Consider the following 19,709-nt stretch of genomic DNA (forward strand, 5'->3'; position numbering starts at 1 on the left):
TTTATCTATTTTTTATTTTAACCTCATTTCGTGTTGTGTCACCTTTCCATATATCAATCACTACATACATGACTGGAACAATAATAATGGTAAATAAAAGGGAACTTGTAAGTCCTCCAACTAAAACCAATGCCAAACCATTTTTCCATTCGGCTCCTGCTCCAGAAGCAAAAGCAATTGGAATCATCGCAACGACCATTGCAATTGTAGTCATCAAAATTGGTCGTAAACGGGATACTCCAGCTTTTTCAATTGCTTCTAATGTTTTTAATCCTTGTTCTTTATAGTGATTCGCTCCATCGACAATTAGTATGGCATTTTTAATTACTAAACCAACTAACATTATCAATCCTAAAAAGGTAAATACACCAAGACTTTCTTTGAAAATTGCCAAGATTAAAAATGCTCCAATCATAGCAGTTGGCACAGAGAACATTACCACTAATGGATAAGCATAGGATTCATAAAGTGCTACCATAATTAGATATACTAGTACAATAGACATCAACAATGCTAAGCCTAAACTCGTGAAAGCTTCTGTTTGACTTTCTAAATCTCCACCCATTTCATAACTCACACCTTCTGGTAGTTTTAGTTTTGCAATGGCATCTGCAACTTCTGTTGAAACGGTTCCCACGGGTCTACCTAATACTTGTGAACTTACTGATATAGACGATTTTTTATTATTTCGTTCTAAGCGAGTTGGACCTGAAGATTTTTCTACGGAAGCAAATTGCTGTAATTCAATTAAATTTCCAGTTGTGTTTAAGAAAGATAATTTTCTAATATCATCTTGATTCCTTCTATCAAATTGGTCTAAACGAACATTAATATCATATTCATTTTCTCCTGATCTAAATTTATATTGTGTGTTTCCGGCAAAAGCATTTTGCATTGTGTTTCCCACTTCATTCATAGATAAGTTCAGCTTTGCCATCTTGTTGCGATCAACAGTAATCGCTACTTCTGGGTTTCCGCCTTTTACAGAAACTTCTTCTTCATACGTGCCTGGTATTGAGTCAATAGTATTTTTTATAAGTTCTGCGGTTTCCATCAATTTACTATCTTGACCACTTCCAGTTACGACAACTTGAATAGGTCCGGCGGTACTTCCACCAACCATTCCAACGGCAGCTGTTTTAAATTTAACAGCGGTAATACTTTCGGTTAATTTCTTTTTTACTTGAATGGCAAACTGTTCTGATGTAACAGTTCTTTTATCCGGACTAATCATTTTGGCATTAATTTGGGCTAAGTTTGATGAATTTCCACTATTTCCAGAACCGGTTCCAACAGTTGTAAAAACGGAACTGACTAATTTGTCTTTCAATAAATACTCTTCTACTTTTAATGCTGCTAAATTGGTGTCTTCAATTGTACTTTCTTTAGCTAATTCTAACTCTACTAAGAATTCACCATTGTCACCATTTTTCACGAACTCTGAACCAATAAACCCAAACCCTAAAAGAGATAAAGAGCCTGCTATCAGTATGAATAATGCTAAAGCGGTAAGTCTTTTTCGTTCTAATGTATAATGCAAAACATCTTTGTAGAACATATTAATTTTATCTAGTATATTTTCGAACCAGATTAATGGCTTATGTAAAACTTTATTAGGTTGTAATACCATTACTTCTGAAAAACGGGAGGCTAGTAGTGGAGTAAGTGTAAAAGAGACCACTAAACTTATTGCTGTTGCAAATGCTACAACTACAGAGAATTGACGTAGTAAATCGGCAATTAATCCTGTTACAAAAGTTATCGGCAAGAAAACGGCTAGCAGAACCAAAGTAATTGACATTACTGAAAGTCCTATGGATTTCCAACTGGCGATGGCAGCTTCTCTTCTAGACTTTCCTTCCTCCATATGTGTATGAATATTTTCAAGGACAACAATACTATCATCGACTAGAATTCCAACAACTAAAGAAAGTCCTAGTAGTGTCATTAAATTCAAGGTATAACCTAGAAGATTCATAGCGATAAAGGTTGCAATGATTGAAACAGGAATGGATACCATTACAATAACCGCGTCCTTCCAACTGTGTAAAAAGAAAAGCATTATTAATGCAACTAGTCCAACCGCTAACAATAAATCATGAATAACTGAATCTGCAGCTTCTAAAGTGAATATAGAACTGTCTTGTGCAACGTCAATTTTGATGTTTTTATCTTTAAATTCAGCTTCAATTTTAGAAACAATTTTCTTAATATCTTCGGCAACTTGTACTGTATTTCCATCTGACTGTTTAGAGATGGTCAACCCAATACTGCTAATTCCGTTGATACGTGAAATTGTGGTGATTTCCTTTTGTGTATCAATAACTTCGGCGACATCTTTCACTGTAATTAGTGTACCAGAAGCACTTGTTTTGACAGATAGATTTTCAATTTCAGCTGTATTTTGAAACTTTCCTGATAAACGTATTGTTACTTGCTGTGAATTGTCTTTGAGATTACCTGTAGGAAAATCTAAGTTGGCAGTTGCAATGGCTTGTGTTACTTGTAAAACACTCAACCCGTATTGTTTTAATTTATCTCTATCGACGTTAATCCTAATTTCTCTTTCATTACCTCCTATTACGTTTACACGAGCAACTCCTTCTACACGAGAAAGTGTTTCTTTAATGTCTTTTTCAACTAAATCATTAAAAGCAACGGGATCCATATCAGAAGAAACTCCCAAGCGCATAATAGGCATGTCATCAAATGAAAACTTTTCTACACTAGGTTGGTTTACTTGGTCTGGCAGCGCCCCAACAATATTAGTGACTTTGCGTTGTGCGTCTTGCAAAACGGCATCCACATCTGCATTATAGTTTAATTCCACGTTTACAATGGAAATACCTTCTTGCGAAACTGAAGTTAACTTGTCAATTCCTTCTAATCCAGAAACGGCATCTTCAATTTTTTTAGTCACTGAGTTTTCTACCTCTGAGGGTGAAGCTCCTGGATATGTTGTACTGATAGATAAAACGGGTGATGTTATTTTTGGTAATAATTCATACCCTAAACTACTGTAGCTAATAATTCCTAATAACGCTATTATTGTGAAAACTACGACGGCAAGTGTGGGTCTTTTTACTGATAATTCTGTTATTGACATCTGTTGATTATTTAGAATTAGTTATCTTTACTAGGGTATTGTTTTTTAGGTTGATAATTCCTTGGTAAATAACAAGTTCATTGACACTTAAACCTTCTAAGACTATTACATCATTGCTGATTACTTTGCCTATTTTGATGCTTTTTAAAACGGCTTTATTGTTTTCTACAACATATACTTTTGGATCCTGTAAACTGTTTACAATAGCTTCACGAGGAATTGTCAAAGCTTCTTGAGTATTATTTTTTAAGGTTTCAAAATGAACTTCACCAAACATTCCGGCACGTAACTGTTCTTTTTTTGAGTTTGTCGTAACAATCGTGATTTTAAATTTTCCTGCTTCATCTGCTTTTACACTGATATTAGAAACTGTTCCTTCAAAATCTACTAAAGGATAAACATCGGTTTTTATGATTACTTTTTGGTTATTTTTAATGTTTACCAAGTCAACTTCTGAAACATTGATGATGATTTTAAGTTTATCAATTTGAACAATTTCTGCCATGTTATTTCCTGCTTGTACAAAACTTGTAGGCTCCACCATAATTTCATTTACAACCCCGGAAATTGTTGCTTTCACAGTCGAAAAGCCTAATTGTTGGTTGATTTGGGCAATAGAAGAGCGAGTGCTTTCTAACTGTATTTTCATGCTTTCTAATTGTGTTTTGCTCACTGCACCAGCTTTTTCAAGTCTCTGGTAACGTTCTACGTCTTTTTGTGCTTTTGCATAATTGAATTTAGCTGAAGTCAACTGAGCACTCAAGGAAGAAGCATCGATTTTTGCGAAAATCTGCCCCTTTTTTATAATATCCCCTTCTTTGAAGAACAATGATGTAATACTACCTTGCGATTCAGCAACTAAGAAAACCTCTTCAAAACCTTCAAATTCTCCAGTTGCAGTTAATGCAGTTGTTAAAGATTTAGTTTGTACTTTTGCCACTTGCACAGGCATTTTAAAAACGGCTTCTTTTTGATTTGATTGGTCGTTAATTTCTTTTTTGTTGGAGTACAATTTATATCCAACAAATGCAATAAATAGCGCTATTACGACAGTGATTATTTGTTTGGTTTTCATTTTTAAGTATATTAGTTTTGAGTAATTAGTTTTGAAAGTTGGCCACTAGCTTTAATTAATTGTAGTTCCGAAACTCTCAATTGCAATTGGGCATTTAAATAATTCGATTGTGCCTGGCGCAAAGCATATTCAGAGTCTAGCAATTCAGTAATTGCAGCAATTCCTTCGGTAAAAGATAGTTTTACTCCGTTATAGTTTTCGTCAGCCAAAGCCATATTTTCTTTTTGGTTTTTTACTTGAATTTCGCTGACGGCTATTTGTTCTCTAGCATCTTTATATTCTTTTTTGATGTTCTTCTCTAATAGCTTTTTGTCAGTTATTAGTTTTTCAGTAGCCAATTCTTTTTGAAGAAGTCTTTTTCTTTTTTGAAAACCATCAAATAGAGGGACTGAAGCTGCTAGCCCCCAAGTTCCGTTGAATTGGTCCGTATAATTGGGACCTGAAAATTTAAATTCATTAGCGTTTCCTTGATAATTGTAAGTAAAGAATGCATTTAGTTTAGGATAGAACTCTGCTTTAACTAGTTTTTCATCAATATTTGCCAGCTCAATTTGCTTTTCTGTCTGCATTAAATCGACATTTGTTTCAATTGTCAATTCATCCTGTATCGTGATTTTATTGGAACCTTCTAATTTTTCAGAGAGCTCGATTTCTTGATCCTCAGGAAGATTTAGCAAGATTTTCAACATTCTGATATTTTCTCTTTGCGTGTATTGTGTATCTTCAATTTCAGTATTCAAATTAGATTGGCTAACTTTTAATTGATTCACATCTAATTTTCTCATAATTCCTTCTTTTAATTTTAACTCTGAGAGCTCAATTAAATTGGAAGATCTGTGGTCATTTTCTTGTAACAATTCAATTTTTTTTTCTCTAATTTGAATTTGAGTGTAAACTTGAACAACGTTGATTATCAGATCTTCTTTTGTTTGAAGAGTTTGTAATTCTTGTAGCTCTTGTAGTGCTTTTACACTTTTTATACTATTAAAAAGTGTAAAATTTAGCAGCTGTTGTTGTACATCTAGTCCACCAGTAAGGGCATATCGGTTTCCAAATTTTACTCCAACAGTTGTTCCGGGAGTTCCTCCTACAATCTCTGCAGGTAATTGTTGTTCAGCAAGGGAAAAGTTATCTGTTAGTCGGGTATTCAAATTTATTTGAGGCAAGGCTTGCCCTTTTATCTCTGCAATTTGTGCTTGAACAATTTTCTTTTCAATCTCAGTTTTACTGAGGTTTAAGTTGTTTAATAAAGCATATTCAACAGCCTCCCTTACGGTAAATTTTTGCTTTACGCTCTGTCCATGAGAAGTTATATAGGACATTATGCTTAAAATTAAGATTAGTTTTTTCATTTCTCTTTGTTATGTTTTTATTAGTTTGTTCTGTATTAAAAGAACCTGGTATAGAAAAAAAGGGTTATTTATGACCCCATTTATCAATTATTTTAACGGTTTCTTCAATGAAATATTCCATAAAATTAGTTAATTCATCCAGTTTTTGATTGTATTCTATCGTTTCGGGATTTCTATTAATAGCAATTTCTTTCATCATTTCTATATAACCGTTCAAAGCTAAAATATCATTTTTAAACTTAGATTTCCATTGGTCTAATTTAGAATAAAAATATTTTTTTCTATCTCCTGATTTTGTTTTGTATCCAATTCTATCGAGTGCAATTAAAACGTGTAACGCGTTGCTAGTAGCGCTTTTACTTAAATTTAATGTCTCTCTGATGTCATCAAAGGTCAGTTCGTTTTCATCAGATATAGTTAATAATGAATTGACTCTGGAAGGAGCAGGAGCTAAACCCATTTGCTCTTGAATTACACCAAATTTTTCAATTAATTCTTTCTGTTTTTCCGTTAATTGTACCATCTTAGTATATTTTAAGTATGTGCAAATATACAAAGTTTTTTTAGTTCTGAAAACGAAGAACTAAAGAATGCCTGATATTGAGTTTGTCTTGTAATCTGGATTATTCAATTAGAGGTGTTTTTTATGTCTTTTTTAAAACATGTTTCTTTTCGATATTTATAAGAACATTGTGATGGTTTATGGTGTACACATAAAATTATCAACGTTGTAAAATCTAGTATGAGATTCTCTTTTTATGGGGATATAGTTAGTGAGTCCTTTTTACTGTTACTTATTTCTTAACTTCTGGTGTAAAGGTAGTTTATCAGGTATTGGGATAATTTGATTTTCGTTGGTCAACGGCTATCTATAGTTGGATGCACGTTTAGCTGCTTTTGGCTGACATAATTATTCGAAAGGTATATTTTTAGTAATTTATAAAGAAACACACACTAGTGAATTTCATTAAATGTGTATAATGCAAACAGAACTACAAGAATAAAAAGAATCGCCAAGTTAACCAGAATTATCAAACTGCTTTTGTACAATGATTTTAAAAAATTATGCCTGTAGTAGCGACGATGCGCTGGGAAAAAATAATAGATCATCCAGAAAATTCCAATTGATTTTATGCTAAAACGAATCCATTCCATAACCAGAGTAGGGGCAAATAGGAGGGTTGTTTTATCAATCAGAAAAAGAGTCAGGATTAATAAAAGTAAAAAGGAAAAATAATGTAATGTAAAAATTCCGTGATCAAAATAGTACCATTTTTTCTTGTCATGAAATAGCCAAAGTGTAAATGCAAAAAAGGGCATATATAAAAACAATACCTTTGGAATGTTACTACTAAATGAATACATGAATTTTTCAATAATTTGCTCGTTTGTGTTTTCTTCTTTTACTGCGAGCCATTTCTTAAGAAACCAATATTCGGTTTTACTTACTTTTATTTTTTTGTCTCCATGTTTTTGGATGGAATCCAGTTGATTTACGGATTTGTAACCAAAATCAGCTACCTCTTTATTGTTGGACTTTCCACGGTCAATTTCGGTGGTTTGTTGTAATATTTTTATTATGGTGTCATTATTTTTTTGAGAAAGAATCCCCACCTTAGTCAAACCGTTGACACTTTTCTCCTCAATATGCAATGAATCAATTGTTGGGATTATAAGCTCTTTAGTGTTTTTGTTGGTCTTTGAAGATTCCTTTTTGTTTATCGTTTCCGCAGGAAATAGTGATATGGTCAAGAATGTCACAAAACTGATAAAAATATAGAGTCTTACAGGACCTAAATAAGACATGCGTTTCCCTGCCATATATGCTTTTGTCAGTGCGGCTGGTTTAAAGAATAAGTAAAATATTGTTCTCCAAAAAGAGTTGTCATAGTGAGTTAGGTCTTCAAAAAAATGTATAAATAAATGGTGGAAAGTTTTACGACTAGGTGTATTTTCCTGCCCGCAGTTAGGGCAATACCGTTCTTCGACCACATGATCGCAGTTAAGGCAATTTTTATCTATACGTAATTTATCTTTTGACATGGGCTATTATGAATCAGTTTAAGGCTGTAAATCTATTAAACTTTAAAACTGTTTTTAGAGCTTTGGCTTGATATTTATTCTTTAATTAACTATTAAAACGATATTGTACAGGCTAAAATCAGCTCAAGATAGCACCAATCCTCTAGGTTTTGATAGCAAACATAAAATTGGTGAAGTTTATATGCTCGTACTATTAAAGATTGTTGAATCTGATTAAAACTAAATTTGGAGATACTGAATAAAATAAAAGCCGTAACTTTTATGAATGTTTCAACATTAAACTAAAGAGTTATGTCATTGAATAAATACACACAAAAGCGTAATTTTAGTTTCACTAATGAGCCGCAACCTGAGATTGAAAAATCCATTAGCGAATTGATTTTTGTAGTTCAAAAACATGCAGCATCTCATTTACATTATGATTTTCGTATGGAAATGGAAGGAGTCTTAAAAAGCTGGGCTATACCCAAAGGACCGTCTATGAATCCCGCTGATAAGAGACTAGCAATAATGGTTGAGGATCATCCTTATAGTTATAAAGACTTTGAAGGTATTATTCCTGAGGGAAATTATGGAGCAGGAAGAGTTATTGTTTGGGATAGTGGGACTTATACTTTGGATGGTGACTCTGAAAATATTGAAGACAGTTTCAAAGAGGGGTTAATTCAAGGACATCTAGGTTTTACTCTGCGCGGGCATAAACTGGTAGGTGAATTTACGTTGCTAAAATTGAAGGGAAAACAGGAAAATGCTTGGTTACTAATCAAAAAAAATGACCAGTTTGCAATAGATAATGATATTTTGCGACAAGATAAATCTGTGATTTCAAATCTTCTTTTAGAAGATCTAGTTTGATCAAAAGTAGCAAAATTAGTAGAGTTATAAAAACCAAAACCCGCAACAAATAAGATGTTACAGGTTTTAGTCATTAAAATTAAGTAAGTTTTAAGCTTAGTTATTGTAAACATTTGTACCGTGCTCATGTATATCTAAACCATCAATCTCTTCTTCTTTAGTTACTCTCAATCCCATTGTTTTCTTTAATATAAACAATACGATGAAAGAAGTTACGATTGCCCAAGCACCAATAGCAAAAACACCAATTGCTTGAACTCCTAATTGTTCGAAACCACCGCCATAAAGTAAACCACCATCAGTTGCAAAAACACCAACTAATAAAGTTCCTAAAGCACCACATACTCCGTGTACAGAAACTGCTCCAACAGGATCATCTACCTTTAGTTTTTTATCAATAAACTCAATTGCAAAAACTACTACAGTCCCGCAAATAAGTCCAATTAAAGCTGCTCCAACTGGACTAACGGCGGCACAACCAGCTGTTACACCTACAAGACCTGCTAATACTCCGTTTAATGTCATTGAAATGTCTGGTTTTCCATATACGGACCAAGTTACAAACATGGCAGCCAATGCTCCTGTCGCAGCGGCAATATTTGTAGTGATAATTATACCTGCAACCGCTGTAGCATTATCGCCTGAGATTGCTAGTTGAGAACCAGCATTAAAACCAAACCAACCCAACCAAAGGATGAAAACACCTAGGGATCCTAACATAAGGTTGTGACCTGGAATCGCATTTGATTTTCCTTCAGTATATTTTCCTATTCTTGGTCCAACCATGATTGCAGCTACTAATGAAGCCCATCCTCCTACAGAGTGTACAACTGTTGATCCTGCAAAGTCAATAAATCCTAACTTAGTTAACCAGCCATCTCCTTGCCAAACCCAGTGACCAGATATTGGATAGATGAAAACAGTCATCATTAAAGAAAAGATAAGATATGTTGAGAATTTTGTTCTCTCAGCAATTGCCCCTGATACAATTGTTGCGGCAGTAGCTGCAAATACAGTTTGAAAAAATAAACTGTGCATATCTTTGACACTATCAAAAAACAAGCTTGGATTTCCTATAAAAGACCCAATAGAATCTCCATACATGATGGTGTAACCAATAGCCCAAAATCCTACGGTACCGATGCAAAAGTCCATCAGGTTTTTCATTATTATATTTCCAGTGTTTTTTGATCTAGCAAAACCAGTTTCCACAAGCGTGAACCCAGCTTGCATGAAAAACACTAAAATTCCGCAGATTACTACCCACATTAAGTCTAATACAGCATTCGTATCCATAATATTTTTTTTATTTATTAGTTTATAAAGTGAATTAGCTTACAGCATCTGTTCCCTTTTCTTTAGTCCTGATTCTATAAGTTTCTTGTATGTCAGAAACAAATATTTTACCGTCGCCTACCATTCCGGTATAAGCGGATTCTAAGATTGCATCAATGGTTTTTTCTAAAAACGGATCTGAAACTACTACAGATATATATCTTCTTTGGATGTCTGTGGTACTGTAGGTTATTCCTCTGTATACATGACCTTCTTTTTCATTTCCTACTCCGGTAACATCCCAATAGCTAAAGAAATTCACTTCGATTTGATGTAATGCTTTTTTAACATCATCAAATTTTGATTTTCGAATAACAGCTTCGATTTTTTTCATAATAAAATTGTTTTTTAAACTTGATTTCAGGAGAATAGGGTTTACTCTCCCCTAATTTTTAAGGGTTAAATAAGATTTGGTTTTTTATAGAAACTAAAAGGGGGAATAACCTATTCAAAATTGGATAATAAGTAAGGGACTGACTTAGTACAGTCCCTTGTATTTTTGGATGGACTAGAAACCGTAAACTAATGCTAAAGACATTTGCGACGCAGATTTAGTTGGAGCTCCATTAGAGTTAACAAAATTTTCATCAGAACCATTATCTAATCTAAACTCAGGAATAAATGTTAAACCTCCAGATTTTAAATTCGCAGAGAATGTTAATGCAGTAACTGAATTGTCTCCAGAACCTGCTTTGTAATCAAAATACTCACCACGTAAACCTAAACCAAAGTGATCGTTTACGGCATATGATGGGTATACGGCAACACCTGAGTACCCTACATCACCTTCGTTTGAATAATCTGCAGCATTCAATCCTAATAAAAATTTGTCAGTAAGTTGGAATGTAGCTGTTAAGTCGATAATTGTACCGCTTACTGAACCATCCATAAAGTTGATATAAGCACTTATGTTTTCAGTTGGAGTTAATGACAATTGAGCACCAACGGCATTTAAACCTTTAAATGCATCTGCTGTATATGAGTTCCAAGTATCATTAAATGCTCCCACCATTAAACCTACTTTATCAGATATAGCATAATTTGCTTTTATACCTGCATTTTGAAATGGCCCATTGGTAAATAAATAAGAAGTCGAGTAGTGAAAATTCGCTAGCGGAGAGATCACTTCATATCCTATAAATGTTCCCATAAAACCAGCTGTAAAGCTTAATTTTTCAGTTGCTGCATAAGTAGCATATAGGTTTTGAATGTGGAATGAGTTAGCTCCTAATTCATCGTAAGTTCCATCTGAATTTAAAATGGATTGAAATTGACCTCTAGGTCCAAAAGAAATTTCACCTACAAAAGAGGCTTTACCCGTAGTTTTTTTCAATGCAATATCGATCATCCCTAAAGAAACAGAATTTTGGTCAGAAGCGAAACTTGTAGGGATGTTCGCCGTTTTAGAAAAATCATATTTGTAATAAAGGTCACCAGAACCTGAAATTTCTAATGGTGTGTCTTGTGCAAATGTCGCAGTGGCTGTTAGCGCCAATGCTAAACTTAATATTACTTTTTTCATACTTAATGTAGTTTTGGTTAATTGATTGGTTTCGGTTGTTAGTTTGTTGTTGTCCTCGCTCATTTTTAGTGGTTTTTTAATTGGTTTTTCTATAAAACTGATATAGGATGAAAAACAAAAATATTCTCACTATTCTTGCGTTTAAATCGTATTTTGTTGTTTATAATGGCGAATTTATTAACTTTTATTTAAGAAAAATAAATATAATTAGACTTTTTGTCAAAAATGGTGCGGAATTATCAATAAACAAAAAATGTAGAGTTATAATATGGATATAGTAATTTCTATTTAAAAAAAAGACAATATTCATAATGCTGTATTTACACATAACCCCTTTTTAATTTAGGGTTTTTGTGTTTTTAAAGTAATATAGTGACGCATTGACCCTATTTATATTGGGGTTAAATACTATTTAAGTTGCAAATGTTAGGTTTATTTTGTTTTGGGTAGTTTGAGTTTTTAGAAAAAAGGAAGGTTATTTTTTATTTGCCCAAAATTATTTTTTTTCAAAAAAAATCAAAAAAAAACCAGCACGGGAAAGTGATGGTTTACGTATTATAATTTTATGGTTTACTTTAAAAACGGAAATTTTAGGTTATGAATTTTGCTAACGAAAGCTTTAAAGTATTTTTTACAACCGAAAAAGAGCTTAAGTAATTAGCGGATTTTTTCTAATTTCAAATAGAGAAGATCTATTTCTCTTTTTAGTTCTGCAATTTCATTTGTCAAATCATCAATATTATTTTGTGCCGAATCGATATCTTCAATTCTTTTTTCGCTAGTTCTTAAAAATTGAAAGTCAGCAGCGTCATTTAATTCAGTTTTTAGTTCCTTTAATTTTGAATAATTAGAAGAAAGTAAACTTTTAATTTCTAATATCCTGTTAGATATAGCTTCCTTTTCCTCTTTCGCAGCCCTTTCTAATTCGAGACTCTCTTGCTCGGCAATACGGTTCTTTTGCTCCTGAATTTCTTTTTGTTGCAGCTTGTATTGTTGGTTATTTCTTTCGGTTTGATTATTTTTTTGCTCTAAGTTGGTTTTTCTATTTTCCTGCAAATTATTCGTAATGAGTATTACAATAACTAAAACGAATACTCCGGCAGCCATAAAGAAGTTAGTTATACTTAGGCCCCAAATTTTTTGACTCATTTGTTTTTCTTCCTCTTCTGTATTTGAAGGAAATGTTATGAAAGGTTTTATGGGAGGCGGTACTGTTTGTAAAAGACTTTTTAATTCTTCTACTTCCCACGCTGTTTTCCAATCGTCCATGCCTGCGCACCAAACGGGAGTTGTTCTGCTTATTTTTTTGGATTTAAGCTCTTCAAGGTCAAAAGGACCTTCGTTTTCGTTTCCGTTATGTAGGTAATAGGTTTTCATTTATAAAAGGGGAGTAGTTGTTTATGTCTTAACATGATTTGAAGTCTCAAAAGTACAAAAGAATTCAATTCATATCTTTCTATGTCTACTTTGTGATCTTCTATGTTTTAAGTTAGAATATTTAAAAGCAAATGCAAATAGCGGGCCATTCCTTTCTGTTATAGATGTAGTTCTGAAGTTGAATCCTTTTTTTTTGCGATATGTACATCCCCACCGAATGTTTTTTTGTTTAATTACTGCACATGTGAATGACTTTGGAAGGATTTTCCGGTATTAAATGTTTTGATGCTTGGTTTGCTTTTCTCTTCAAATTTATCAACAGCTCATGGTTTACTGAACATTTCTATTGTTTTTGCAATGGCTTCGTCAAAATTGTCCCAAGTAGTTTCTGATGTCAAATCAGTGGCGATAAATGTTTTGTTGAACTTTGATAGTAATGTAAAATAAACATAACCACCTAACTGCAGCTGAAAAGCGGCATTAAGTGTTTTATCTTTTTCGTCTATTGCAAATGTTTTTCCTACTTGCGCATTGAAATACTTAAATAGACTTTTCGTATCCTCATTATTTTCAATTAGTTGCCAGCGCAAAATTTCTTGTGTTAAGACGTTTTCGCGTAGCTCTTTGGTTCCTTCTTTGATGAAACTTTTTAAATTTTCCAGATTATCTTTTTTTTCGTCAATTGCTAAGAGGGATTTAAAAAAATCTCCTTTTTGAGCAAAAGTCAATAGTAAACCTTTCATACCTCCAAAATAACGGTATATAAGAGCTTTTGATACACTAGCCTCTTTAGCAATCGCATTAATTCCAACGCCTTGTGGTCCCTTTTCCTTGAGGATATTCAAAAAGGCTTTGTAGATTTTTTCTTCTGTTGCAGCTCTGTCTTTCTTCATTATAAAGTGGCTAAGTTTATGACACTTCCCAAAGTGATTCCGCTTTCTTTTATCTTGGGATAATGTTCTCTCATTAATTCCAACATCAGTGGAAGTGGTACTTCATTGAAAGTTCCGTAATCTTCGAGATACTCCATGAAAACTTGGTTTCCAGTTTGGTCAAATTCTTGGAATACCGAGTCGGTTTTTCCATCAAATTCAAGAGGGTGTACATTAAGTAGTTTGCATAATTCTTTATTAAAAGCGGGTGTTGCTTTAATCCATTTGGAGTCTAAATATATTTCTATATATCCGTGCGGAACCAAAACATCTGAGCCAAATTTTTCTACTATCTGATCGACGGCGATGTGGTTTTTTACTTTTGCTAATCCTAATCGCGCTGGAATATGGGCTGCTCTTAGAATTGCAATTAGAATTACTACTTTGTCTATACAGTGACCTCTTTTGTGTCCCATTAATTCCGATGCTTTCCAATCTTCATTGATTAAACTAAATCGATAAGGGTAATAAGGCCAGTTATCTCGTACATACAGATAGGCTTTTATAGCAAACTCTTTGTGCGTTAATTGACCTTTGTTATTTAGAAAAGTAACTGCGCTCTGTATTTTTTCATTTGACAAATCGAAATGAAATGTCTCGTCGGTGTATTGTTTCATATAGATTTTCAAATAGTTACCTTGAAGGTTATTTGCAATAGTAGGATTTAATTTTTCAAAATTAAAGAAATAAAACTATATTTGTTACCGTACGGTTACATTTTTTAATTAATGTTACCATGCGGTAACTTTAATACATGAAAATGGAAGCATATATCTATGATTCAGTAAGAACGCCAAGGGGAATTGGAAAAAACAACGGTTCATTGGCGTCCGTTAGTCCAGTTCAATTAGTAACGACTTTACTAGATGCTTTAAAAGAAAGAAATAATTTAGATACCAGCTTGGTTGAGGATTTAATCCTAGGTTGTGTAACTCAAACTGGTGAACAAGGAGGGAATATAGCCAAGGTGGCTGCGCAATGTTCTAATTATGGAGATCAGTTATCTGCGGTAACTTTAAATAGATATTGTGCATCAGGTTTAGAGGCCATTAATCAAGCTGCAGCGATGGTGAAGGCGGGGTGGTCTGATTTGATTATAGCTGGTGGTGTTGAATCGATGTCACGCGTTCCCATGGGAATTGATGGTTCTGCTTGGCTGATGGAACCAGAAGCTGCTTTTGGAAAATTTGTACCTCAAGGAATTTCAGCTGATTTGATAGCAACTAAGTATGGTTTTTCTAGAAACGATGTAGATTCTTTTGCTTTAGCTTCCCAAAAAAGGGCAGCAATGGCCCAGAAAAACGGATTTTTTGATAAATCTATAATTCCTGTAAAAGACATCAATGGTTTGGTTCATTTAGCTAACGATGAATATATTCGAGCCAATACCACTTTACAAATATTATCTGATTTATCTCCAGCTTTCAAAAAAATGGGCGAAATGTTATTTGATCAAACTGCTGTAGATAAATATTTAGAAATTGAAAGAATTAATCATGTGCATCATGCCGGTAACTCGTCGGGAATTGTTGATGGGGCATCATTAATGCTAATTGGTTCTAAAGAAGTTGGAGAAAAATTAGGCTTGAAACCAAGAGCTGTAATAAAAATGGGAGCTGTCATTGGCAGCGAACCGCTAATCATGCTTGAAGGACCAATTCCCGCCACCAAAAAAGTGCTGCAAAAAGCCACTATGAGTGTTGGTGATATCGACATTTTTGAGATAAATGAAGCTTTTGCAGTGGTTCCCTTACGCTTGATGGATCATTTGAAAGTAGATCACTCTATAGTAAACGTCAATGGTGGTGCTATTGCCATGGGACATCCTTTAGGAGCAACTGGTTGTATGATTTTGGGGACGGCTTTAGACGAACTGGAACGGCAAAACAAAAGTACGGCTTTAGCAACTTTATGTGTTGGAGGTGGAATGGGAATAGCAACAATTATTGAACGCATTTAAAAACTGATTATCCTTTAGATTATGAATAAAAGTAAACATATAAAATATAGCGTTGATAAAGAAGGTATTGCAATAGTCACTTGGAATGTGGCAGATTCTCCAGTAAATATCATGAATGAAAACACAATGGCGGAATTCTTCTTAACTATAAATCAAGCTATAGAAGATAATGCCGTAAAAGGGATTGTTGTTGCTTCCGCCAAAAAGGATTTCATTGCAGGTGGCGATTTAAAATGGTTTTTAAATTATGATAAGTCCAAAGAAGAATGTTTTGAGATGTTGATGCAAACCAATAATTATTTAAGGAAAATGGAAACTTGTGGAAAACCTATTGTAGCTGCTATAAATGGTTTAGCACTTGGAGGCGGTTGCGAAGTTGCATTAGCTTGTCATTATAGGATTATGAGTAATCATCCCAAAAGCCAGATAGGATTGGTTGAGTGTTCTGTGGGTTTGTTTCCGGGAGCTGGAGGCACGCAGCGTTTTTTAAGAATGATGGGGTCCCAAAAAACTGTTGAATATATCACGCAATCCAAAAAATTAACTGCACAACAAGCCTTAAAGGACGGGATAGTAGATGCAGTTTGTACAACAGAAGAGGATATTATTTTGTTAGCTAAAAATTGGATTTTAACCAAAGGGACATGCGAGCAGCTTTGGGATAATAAAAAATTTAAAGTTACAGGAACTCCATTTGGAGTAGGACAAGTATCAGGTGTAAGTGAGTTTTTTAGTGTTGCTAATGCCACGGCTTATAAAACAACGCATGGGAATTTACCGCATATTAAAAATGTATTGAGTGCTATTTATTATGGCGCTCCTTGTCACATTGATAGGGCGCTAGAAATAGAGGCAAGGTATTTTGTGGATACCTTATTTAGTAAGGAAACCAAAAATATAATTCGGGCTTCCTTTCTCTTTATTAATGATGCGTCAAAAGGCAAATCGAAGCCTAAGGGATACGAGACCACCTCTTTTAAAAAAATAGGAGTCATAGGTGCTGGAATGATGGGGGCGGGTATTGCCTATGTTAATGCTAAAGCCGGACTAGATGTCGTTTTGAAGGATGTGAGTCTCTCAAAAGCAGAAAGTGGCAAAGACTATGTAAAAGCACAAGAGCGGAAAAAACTTGAAGGGGGATTGACAACTGAAGTTAAAATAGAGGCTTTGGTTCAGAAAATTCAGGCTTCAGATTCAGATACTGATTTGGCCAACTGTGATTTGATTATTGAAGCTGTTTTTGAAAATGAAAAACTTAAAAACCAAGTGACTATTGCAACTGAAAAAGTGATTCCTGAGGATGTAATTTATGCGTCCAATACTTCAACGATCCCCATATCGCAACTTGCGAAAGCATCTATCAAAGCAGATAAATTTATAGGCTTGCATTTCTTTTCGCCCGTCGAAAAAATGCCTTTAGTCGAAGTAATTGTTGGCAAAGAAACAAGCGAAAAAACTTTGGCGGCAGCCATAGATTATGTGATCGCTATTAGAAAAGTTCCAATCATTGTAAATGATGGTCGTGGATTTTTTACATCAAGAGTTTTCGGAAAATATATAAATGAAGGAATTACAATGCTCACTGAAGGGGTTCCGCCGGCTGTAATTGAAAATGTGGCTAAAAAAATTGGGATGCCCGTAGGACCTTTGGCAGTTTCGGATGAGATAAACCTAAAATTGATAGTGGACATTATGAGTGAAGACCCAAATTTAACGTCTCATGAAATCCAACTAAAGAGCAAATTAGTTTCGATTATAGAAGTTAATGGAAGAACGGGTAAAAAAGAAGGAAAAGGTTTTTATGATTATCCCAAAGACGGTAGAAAAGCAATTTGGAAAGAATGGGCTACAATTTATCCCACTCATACAGATTATAACGAAGAGGAAATTGGGAAACGATTATTATTTTCGATGGTTATCGATTCTTATAAATGTTTAGATTCAGGTGTTATCAGAGAGCCAAAAGATGCGGATGTGGGCTCTATTTTAGGACTAGGTTTTCCCATTCATACAGGAGGTGTAATGTCTTACATTGATTATGTTGGAGCAAAGGCATTTGCTGTATACAGTGAAAAATTACAGCTTAAATACGGAGAACGATTTACTTTACCTGAGAGCTTAAAAGAACGAATTGAAAAAGTAGGCAGCGGTCGCGTTTTCTACAATAATTAAATGAATATAAATTTATAAAATAAAATAACATGCTACAGAACATATTATTAGTACGAAAAATTTATGCATCAGAAGAACATAAAATGATGAAAGCCATGATTCAGGAATTCATTGCAAATGAAGTTTTGGATCAAGTAGATGAATGGGAGAAAAAGGGTATGGTAAGCCGGGAAATATGGAAGCGTGCCGGAGAATTGGGCTTGTTGTGTATGGATATGCCGGAAATTTATGGAGGTGGAGGCTTGGACTTTACATTCAATGCTTTATTCATTGAAGAATTTGCAAAAAAAGGAATAAGTGGTCCTGGTTTTTCATTACATTCTGACATTGTAGCTCCTTATTTATTGAATTATGGAACCGAAGCCCAAAAACAAAAGTACCTACCATTAATGGCCAAAGGGGAATTTATTACTGCGATTGGAATGACTGAGCCTAATTGCGGTAGTGATTTGAAAGCACTTCGTACAACTGCAGTTGATAAAGGGGATCATTATTTAGTAAATGGTCAAAAAACCTTTATCACCAACGGGTTTATGTGTGATATGGCGATTGTGGCGGTAAAAACAAATCCAAATACTGAAGAGGAAGGAGTGACATTACTTATTATGGAATCTTCAATGGAAGGATTTACTAAAGGAATTCCATTTAAAAAAATCGGAATGAAAGCTCAAGATACTTGTGAATTGTTTTTTGACAATGTAAAAGTACCTAAGGAAAGTCGACTTGGTGACGAAAAAATGGGATTTAAAATCATGATGAAGGAGTTGGCCCGAGAACGATTGACAGTCGGTATTTTTGCAGTAGCAACTGCAGAGGGTGCCATTGAAAGTACTGTTCAATATACAACGCAACGTACTGCTTTTAATACCCCTATCGCCGAATTTCAAAATACACAATTTAAATTGGCAGAGTGTAGCACGCAAATGCAAATACACCAGACTTTTCTGGATCGCTGCATCGAATTGTTAGTGGATCATAAACTAACATCTGAAAGTGCTTCGATGATTAAATACTCGGCAACTGATATGTGCGGAAGTGTGGTAGATGAATGCTTACAACTATTTGGTGGTTATGGCTATATGTGGGATTACCCAATTGCTCGTATGTATGCCGATAATCGTGTGGCGCGAATCTACGCCGGAACCAATGAAATCATGAAAATACTAATAGCACGCGGACTTTTTAAAGACATTTTAAAATAATGAAAGATTTATTGAAAGAACAACTGAAAGAATATAAAGTCATATCAACTGCTAAAGTACAATGGGGAGATATGGATGCGATGCAACATGTGAATAATGTGGTCTATGTCAAATGGGGTGAAATGGCTCGGATTGACTATTTTACAAGGCTTGGTGTATTTTCACTTGAAAAAAAGCAAAGTACATTTGCTCCCATTTTGGGATTTCAGTCGGTTAAATATATTGTTCCTGTAGTCTATCCAGATACGATTCACATTGGTACTAAAATGGAAGAAATTAAGGATGATAGATTAGTACTGAAATCCTTTTATTATAGTGAGAATAAGGGAAAGTTGGTAGCCATAAAAACACAGGAGGTAATTCCTTTTGATTACAAAACCCAAAATAAAATTCCTGTTCCAGAAGAATTAATAGTAGAAATAAATAATCTAGAAGGTCTATAGCCTCGCGTTATTCTTAATTGAAATCACATAAAGTCATTCTGGTTTTTAAATGCTTTTGCATTTATAAATTAATCGGAGTGGCTTTATTTTTTTTAAGGGAGGGGCTTGTATTTGTTTGAAGAAGGCTACAGTTGCAATTTTAGTTATATACCGCTTGGGCATGATAGTTCAAAATAAAGTTGAGGTGAATAGTGGTTTAAAAGCGCAAAATCAACATCCTAAAGCAATTCTCGTTGTAAAGTCAAGCATAATAGGCTTTTATTTATATATTTGTATAAAAATTCTTAAAATAATGAAAATTATTTTTAGTCTTATTTAAGAGTCTATTCTGGTAG

At 34.1% G+C, this 19,709-nt stretch carries 16 protein-coding genes; 5 read left to right on the plus strand and 11 right to left on the minus strand.

Annotated elements, in window-relative coordinates:
• Position 1: 1 nt before the first annotated feature.
• From HJ01_RS10695 to HJ01_RS10715, 5 genes are all read right to left on the minus strand, one after another.
• Positions 2-3,106 carry an efflux RND transporter permease subunit gene (locus HJ01_RS10695; RefSeq protein WP_007138421.1) on the minus strand — a complete coding sequence of 1,035 codons (3,105 nt, stop codon included), beginning with the start codon at positions 3,104-3,106 and terminating at the stop codon, positions 2-4.
• Positions 3,107-3,113: 7 nt separating this feature from the next.
• On the minus strand, positions 3,114-4,181 hold the full coding sequence (locus HJ01_RS10700; protein WP_007138422.1) for an efflux RND transporter periplasmic adaptor subunit: 1,068 nt from the start codon (positions 4,179-4,181) through the stop codon (positions 3,114-3,116).
• Between the two features lie 11 nt (positions 4,182-4,192).
• Entirely contained in the window at positions 4,193-5,533 is a 1,341-nt protein-coding gene (locus tag HJ01_RS10705; RefSeq protein WP_007138423.1) for a TolC family protein, read from the minus strand.
• A gap of 64 nt (positions 5,534-5,597) precedes the next feature.
• Positions 5,598-6,056 carry a GbsR/MarR family transcriptional regulator gene (locus tag HJ01_RS10710; protein ID WP_007138424.1) on the minus strand — a complete coding sequence of 153 codons (459 nt, stop codon included), beginning with the start codon at positions 6,054-6,056 and terminating at the stop codon, positions 5,598-5,600.
• A 431-nt stretch (positions 6,057-6,487) separates the two neighbouring features.
• The gene (locus tag HJ01_RS10715; protein WP_040473855.1) at positions 6,488-7,576 is read right to left on the minus strand and encodes a DUF3667 domain-containing protein; all 1,089 of its coding nucleotides are present in this window, start codon (positions 7,574-7,576) and stop codon (positions 6,488-6,490) included.
• 291 nt (positions 7,577-7,867) lie between these two features.
• Here HJ01_RS10715 and HJ01_RS10720 point away from each other — a divergent pair, with 291 nt between their 5' ends.
• Positions 7,868-8,431, plus strand: coding sequence for a DNA polymerase ligase N-terminal domain-containing protein (locus tag HJ01_RS10720; protein WP_007138427.1), 564 nt, complete (start codon positions 7,868-7,870; stop codon positions 8,429-8,431).
• 96 nt (positions 8,432-8,527) lie between these two features.
• On the opposite strand, the gene HJ01_RS10725 is transcribed toward HJ01_RS10720, so the two are convergent.
• From HJ01_RS10725 to HJ01_RS10750, 6 genes are all read right to left on the minus strand, one after another.
• Entirely contained in the window at positions 8,528-9,727 is a 1,200-nt protein-coding gene (locus tag HJ01_RS10725) for an ammonium transporter (RefSeq protein ID WP_007138428.1), read from the minus strand.
• A 34-nt stretch (positions 9,728-9,761) separates the two neighbouring features.
• Entirely contained in the window at positions 9,762-10,100 is a 339-nt protein-coding gene (locus HJ01_RS10730) for a P-II family nitrogen regulator (protein ID WP_007138429.1), read from the minus strand.
• Positions 10,101-10,274: 174 nt separating this feature from the next.
• Positions 10,275-11,351 (minus strand): outer membrane beta-barrel protein, encoded by a 1,077-nt coding sequence (locus HJ01_RS10735; protein WP_007138430.1) that lies wholly within the window; start codon positions 11,349-11,351, stop codon positions 10,275-10,277.
• A 594-nt stretch (positions 11,352-11,945) separates the two neighbouring features.
• The gene (locus tag HJ01_RS10740; RefSeq protein WP_007138431.1) at positions 11,946-12,665 is read right to left on the minus strand and encodes a DUF4339 domain-containing protein; all 720 of its coding nucleotides are present in this window, start codon (positions 12,663-12,665) and stop codon (positions 11,946-11,948) included.
• A 323-nt stretch (positions 12,666-12,988) separates the two neighbouring features.
• Entirely contained in the window at positions 12,989-13,558 is a 570-nt protein-coding gene (locus tag HJ01_RS10745; protein ID WP_007138432.1) for a TetR/AcrR family transcriptional regulator, read from the minus strand.
• The gene (locus HJ01_RS10750; RefSeq protein WP_007138433.1) at positions 13,558-14,214 is read right to left on the minus strand and encodes a transglutaminase-like domain-containing protein; all 657 of its coding nucleotides are present in this window, start codon (positions 14,212-14,214) and stop codon (positions 13,558-13,560) included. Before HJ01_RS10750 ends, HJ01_RS10745 begins: the two co-directional genes overlap by 1 nt.
• Positions 14,215-14,351: 137 nt before the next feature.
• Here HJ01_RS10750 and HJ01_RS10755 point away from each other — a divergent pair, with 137 nt between their 5' ends.
• The 4 genes from HJ01_RS10755 to HJ01_RS10770 are packed head-to-tail and all read left to right on the plus strand — an operon-like array spanning position 14,352 to position 19,374.
• Positions 14,352-15,557 (plus strand): acetyl-CoA C-acetyltransferase, encoded by a 1,206-nt coding sequence (locus HJ01_RS10755; RefSeq protein ID WP_040473856.1) that lies wholly within the window; start codon positions 14,352-14,354, stop codon positions 15,555-15,557.
• A gap of 21 nt (positions 15,558-15,578) precedes the next feature.
• The gene (locus HJ01_RS10760; protein ID WP_007138435.1) at positions 15,579-17,729 is read left to right on the plus strand and encodes a 3-hydroxyacyl-CoA dehydrogenase NAD-binding domain-containing protein; all 2,151 of its coding nucleotides are present in this window, start codon (positions 15,579-15,581) and stop codon (positions 17,727-17,729) included.
• Between the two features lie 29 nt (positions 17,730-17,758).
• Complete coding sequence (locus tag HJ01_RS10765) at positions 17,759-18,931, plus strand: acyl-CoA dehydrogenase family protein (RefSeq protein ID WP_007138436.1); 1,173 nt, start codon at positions 17,759-17,761, stop codon at positions 18,929-18,931.
• Positions 18,931-19,374: an acyl-CoA thioesterase gene (locus tag HJ01_RS10770; protein WP_007138437.1), complete on the plus strand. Its 444-nt coding sequence runs from the start codon at positions 18,931-18,933 to the stop codon at positions 19,372-19,374. The genes HJ01_RS10765 and HJ01_RS10770 overlap by 1 nt, the downstream gene beginning before the upstream one ends.
• Positions 19,375-19,709: the final 335 nt, after the last annotated feature.

Source organism: Flavobacterium frigoris PS1 (assembly GCF_000252125.1).
Classification (GTDB): Bacteria; Bacteroidota; Bacteroidia; order Flavobacteriales; family Flavobacteriaceae; genus Flavobacterium; species Flavobacterium frigoris_A.

Coding starts and splice junctions, on each gene's coding strand:
- HJ01_RS10760 (WP_007138435.1), top strand. CDS start 15,579: ATGAATAAAAGTAAACATATAAAATATAGCGTTGATAAAGAAGGTATT.
- HJ01_RS10755 (WP_040473856.1), top strand. CDS start 14,352: ATGAAAATGGAAGCATATATCTATGATTCAGTAAGAACGCCAAGGGGA.
- HJ01_RS10715 (WP_040473855.1), bottom strand. CDS start 7,576: ATGTCAAAAGATAAATTACGTATAGATAAAAATTGCCTTAACTGCGAT.
- HJ01_RS10710 (WP_007138424.1), bottom strand. CDS start 6,056: ATGGTACAATTAACGGAAAAACAGAAAGAATTAATTGAAAAATTTGGT.
- HJ01_RS10705 (WP_007138423.1), bottom strand. CDS start 5,533: ATGAAAAAACTAATCTTAATTTTAAGCATAATGTCCTATATAACTTCT.
- HJ01_RS10695 (WP_007138421.1), bottom strand. CDS start 3,106: ATGTCAATAACAGAATTATCAGTAAAAAGACCCACACTTGCCGTCGTA.
- HJ01_RS10740 (WP_007138431.1), bottom strand. CDS start 12,665: ATGAAAACCTATTACCTACATAACGGAAACGAAAACGAAGGTCCTTTT.
- HJ01_RS10770 (WP_007138437.1), top strand. CDS start 18,931: ATGAAAGATTTATTGAAAGAACAACTGAAAGAATATAAAGTCATATCA.
- HJ01_RS10725 (WP_007138428.1), bottom strand. CDS start 9,727: ATGGATACGAATGCTGTATTAGACTTAATGTGGGTAGTAATCTGCGGA.
- HJ01_RS10765 (WP_007138436.1), top strand. CDS start 17,759: ATGCTACAGAACATATTATTAGTACGAAAAATTTATGCATCAGAAGAA.
- HJ01_RS10745 (WP_007138432.1), bottom strand. CDS start 13,558: ATGAAGAAAGACAGAGCTGCAACAGAAGAAAAAATCTACAAAGCCTTT.
- HJ01_RS10730 (WP_007138429.1), bottom strand. CDS start 10,100: ATGAAAAAAATCGAAGCTGTTATTCGAAAATCAAAATTTGATGATGTT.
- HJ01_RS10750 (WP_007138433.1), bottom strand. CDS start 14,214: ATGAAACAATACACCGACGAGACATTTCATTTCGATTTGTCAAATGAA.
- HJ01_RS10700 (WP_007138422.1), bottom strand. CDS start 4,181: ATGAAAACCAAACAAATAATCACTGTCGTAATAGCGCTATTTATTGCA.
- HJ01_RS10735 (WP_007138430.1), bottom strand. CDS start 11,351: ATGAGCGAGGACAACAACAAACTAACAACCGAAACCAATCAATTAACC.
- HJ01_RS10720 (WP_007138427.1), top strand. CDS start 7,868: ATGTCATTGAATAAATACACACAAAAGCGTAATTTTAGTTTCACTAAT.